This window comes from Amycolatopsis sp. SID8362 (genome assembly GCF_010550475.1).
Lineage (GTDB): Bacteria > Actinomycetota > Actinomycetes > Mycobacteriales > Pseudonocardiaceae > Amycolatopsis > Amycolatopsis eburnea.
Genome location: NZ_JAAGNB010000979.1, coordinates 1 through 3,640, shown reverse-complemented (window position 1 = coordinate 3,640; position 3,640 = coordinate 1). Strand labels below are relative to the sequence as shown.

Genomic DNA, 3,640 nt, shown 5'->3' with positions numbered 1-3,640 from the left:
CCGAGATCCGGCCGCGCCGGGTTCCGGCCAGTCCCGCCGCGCCGCCGATTCCAGCCGAGCCGCGCGCCGCGGTCCGCCGGTTCCGGCCGCGCCGGACTCGGGCCGGTCCCGCCAGAACGACCCGCGGGCGTGCGAAGCTAAGCCACTCCGGGGTGCGCCGCCCGGCGGTTCTCCCTTGCCAGCGCAACCGTCTCCGCCACCCGCCGTTCCTTCGTCTCCGCCCGCTTCGCCCGCGATCCACTCCAGGATCAACCGCCGCGACGAAGGCGGGAACGCCGCGAAACAGCGCCACGCCACGTCCTCCCCCTCGAACGCCCGGCGCAGCTCCGGTGGCACCACCCCATCCTGGGCCTCCGCGAGCGCGTCCCAGGTCCCGGTCCGCCTGGCCAAGTCGACCATCGCCTGACCCGCCGGAGTCATCAGGCCGGCCGCGGTGAGCCGCTCCACGCGCTCGCGGTTGACGCGGCTCCACGTGCTGCGCGGTTTTCGCGGCGTGAAGCAGAGGTACGTGCTCTCCGCGTCGCGCCGGAGTGCCTTGCTGTCGATCCAGCCGAAGCACAGTGCCTGCTCCATCGCCTCGTGCACCCGGACGCCGGGCACGAGGCTGTGCTTGCGTCGGATCACCAGCCACACCGCCGGGACCCGCGCCGCGGCCAGCCAGCTCCGCCAGGCGGCCACCGACGTGACCTCCACCACCGGGATGCCCTCGATTTGCTCCATGCCCCGATCATCGACACCAAACTGTTCACCTTCTGAGCACTTTGCCGCGGGAACAATCCCGGCCTTCCCGGCGTAGCGTCCTGTTATGGAGATCCCGCTGAAGACCGACCGGCTCGTGATCCGGGACTGGACGGTCGACGACGCCGAAGCCGCGTTCGCCGTCTACGGCGCGGAGGACGTCACGCACTGGCTCACCCCGGCCATGGACCGCGTCGGGGATCTCGGCGCCATGCGCGCCGTGCTGAACGCCTGGCAGGAGACCCAGCCGAACCTGGTTCCGCCGCGCGGGCGGTGGGCCGTCGAACGCCGGGAAGACGGGAAGGTCATCGGCGGGCTCGGCATCCGGCTGCTGCCGCCGTTCGAAGAGGACCTCGAACTCAGCTGGCAGCTCTCCCCCGAGGTCTGGGGCCAGGGCTACGCGTCGGAGGCCGCCACCGCGCTCATCAAGTGGGCCTTCACCCAGGACACCGACGAGCTGTTCGCCGTCGCGCGGCCGAACAACACGCGCGCGATCGCCGTCGCGAAGCGGCTCGGCATGCAGTGGGTCGGCGAGACGGACAAGTACTACAACCTGCGGCTGCAGGTGTACCGGGTCCGGCCCACCGACCTCATCGGCTGACCGGCGCCAGCAGGAAGACGCGGATTTCTCGGTGCTCGGCCCGCACGGCGTAGCGGTCGTACGCGGGCCAGTACGCCGCGACGGCGTCCCACATCTCCTGGCGCTCGTCGCCGGCCAGGAGGCGGCCGGTGACCTCCTCGGTCCGCCCGTGCCGGGTGACCGTGGCCGCCGGGTGCGCGAGGAGGTTCGCCGACCACGCCGGGTGGGTCTCGCCGCCCCAGTTCGAGCCGATCACGACGTAGCCGCCGGCGCGCTCGACGTACAGCAGCGGCACCTGCCGCGGCTCGCCGCTGCGGCGGCCGGTGGTCGTGAGCAGCAACGTCCGCAACCCGACCGCCGCGCCGACGCCGACCCGGCCGCCGCTGATCCGCAGCAGCACCCGGTCGGCCGGCACGAGCGCCCGGCCCACGGCGGCGAACGCCTTGCTCTTGCCGAACCCCGCGAACACCCCGCGCAAACCAGCCACGATCGAACCTTAGGTCACCACCGCGACGGTGCCGGCGGCGCCACGACCGGCGGGCGGTCGTCGCAGGTGATCGTGTTCGGCAGCAGCCACGGCGCCAGCCAGCCACCGTCGTTGCCACCCAGGTCGGTCAGCGAGAACTCCGACCCCGTCGGCGGGAAGTTGAACGACCCGCAGTTGTTGACGCCCACCGCGCCGACGTTGCGCGCGTCGACGTTCCGGAACGACGCCGACCCCGCCGAGCGGGCGCTGAGCACCGACGTCCCGGTGCCGTCGACGCGCAGGTCCGCGAACTTCAGCCCGGCGATCTGGTACTTGTCCTTCACCGGGAAGTCGCTGACCAGCATGATCGCGTTGTAGGTGTTGTCCAGGAAGTGGTCGCCGGTCACCTCGACGTCGGCGGCGATGTCCTTCTCCAGCGCGTAGAACCAGAGCGCGCCCAGCCCGATCTTCCAGTTCAGCTCGAACGTGCCGGCGCGGACGGTCGTGTTGTCCGTGATCCGCAGCGCCCCGCCGAACGCCTCGGCGCCGAACCGCGAGCCCACCTGGATGGCGCTGCCCTCGCGGATCGGGTCCGCCACGAGATTGCCCGAGACCGTGTTGTCGACGCCGCCGTACAGCGCGATCCCGTTGGCCAGCACCGGCGTCTGGATCGTGTTGTGGTCGAACGTGTTCAGCGCGTCCTGGCGCTGCTCCGACCACATCGCCAGCCCGTCGTCACCGGTGTTGCGGACGAAGTTGTCCGCCACCACCGAATCCGTGACTCCCGTGTGGAAGTTCAGCCCGTCGGCGATCTGGTCGGCGATGACGTTGTTCGTGACGCGCGTGTTCCGCATCGGCCCGTCGAACCAGAGGCCGACTTTCGTGTGGTGGAGGTACAACGAGTCCACAGTGGAGTCACTGAGCGCGCCGCCGATCGCGTTGACCTGGTCGGTGTCGACGCGTTCCCGGACGTCGCCGTCGATCGCGAAGCCCGACAGGTGGACGTCGTGACTGCCCCCGGCGGCGGCTTCTTCGCCGTAGACGCCGACGCCGTGGCCCTCGAGCGTCGTGTACCAGCTGCCGGCGCCTTCGATCGTGACGTCGTCGACGATGACGTGCCGGTTGACCTGGTACGTCCCAGGCGGCAGGTACACCTTCAAGTGCGCGCGCCGCGCGAAGGCGATGGCGCGGTCGAGAGCATCGGCCGAGTCGCGGCGGCCGGTCGGGTCCGCGCCGAACAGCACCGCGTTGGCCGCGAAGGGAACCACGCGGGGCGGCGCCACCTGCTCGGAGTCGAGCAGGTCGACGACCGTCCACTCGGCATCGGCCGACGCGGTCAGGCGCACCTTGTCCCCCGCCCGGTACGACCGGCCGAGCAGGAGCCGCTGCTCGTCGTAGAAGTGGCTGGGGCGGAACGGTTTCGTGATCGACGGCGCCGGCGTGGTCGCCGCGGGCACGCACCCGCACTCGGTGATCCACCAGTCCGGGTGCAGCAGGTCGGCGTCCGGGTCGTTACTGAACGGGTATTGGTTGTACAGCCAGGAATACCGCGAAGTCAGTGTCATCCGCTGCCGGTGGCCGCCGTTCACGGTGACGTCGAGGGGCGCGGTGATCCCGCCGCCGCGCGGGGCGTCGGGGATGCTGTAGCGGACGGTGATCGCGTTGGCCGCGGCTGGCAGCTTGAACTCGACGTACTGCCCCGGTGCCAGGCGGACGGCCCGCCGTCCGGACGCCTCGGAAGGCAGCGTGTACGCCGTGCGGTCGGGGCCGATCACGACACCGTCGGTGCGCGCGTTCTCCGCCTCCTGCTCCAGGAAACCGACGGCGGCGCCGCGCCCGGCGACCAGCGCGGGGTC

4 protein-coding genes are annotated in these 3,640 nt (G+C 71.4%); 1 reads left to right on the top strand and 3 read right to left on the bottom strand.

Annotated features, from left to right (window positions below):
* Positions 1-720 (bottom strand): YdeI family protein (locus G3I65_RS30800; RefSeq protein ID WP_239071558.1); only part of this gene is annotated, 720 nt, incomplete at its 3' end.
* 85 nt (positions 721-805) lie between these two features.
* Here G3I65_RS30800 and G3I65_RS30795 point away from each other — a divergent pair.
* Entirely contained in the window at positions 806-1,339 is a 534-nt protein-coding gene (locus G3I65_RS30795; RefSeq protein ID WP_160699221.1) for a GNAT family N-acetyltransferase, read from the top strand.
* Here G3I65_RS30795 and G3I65_RS30790 read toward each other — a convergent pair.
* A complete protein-coding gene (locus G3I65_RS30790) occupies positions 1,329-1,796 on the bottom strand; it encodes a nitroreductase family deazaflavin-dependent oxidoreductase (protein ID WP_163046783.1) in 468 nt (155 codons plus the stop codon). The genes G3I65_RS30795 and G3I65_RS30790 overlap by 11 nt on opposite strands.
* Positions 1,797-1,819: 23 nt before the next feature.
* Positions 1,820-3,640 (bottom strand): glycosyl hydrolase family 28-related protein (locus tag G3I65_RS30785; protein WP_160699219.1); only part of this gene is annotated, 1,821 nt, incomplete at its 5' end.

What these genes read in the sequence shown, in the direction of transcription:
- G3I65_RS30795 (WP_160699221.1), top strand. Translation starts at nt 806, where the DNA reads ATGGAGATCCCGCTGAAGACCGACCGGCTCGTGATCCGGGACTGGACG.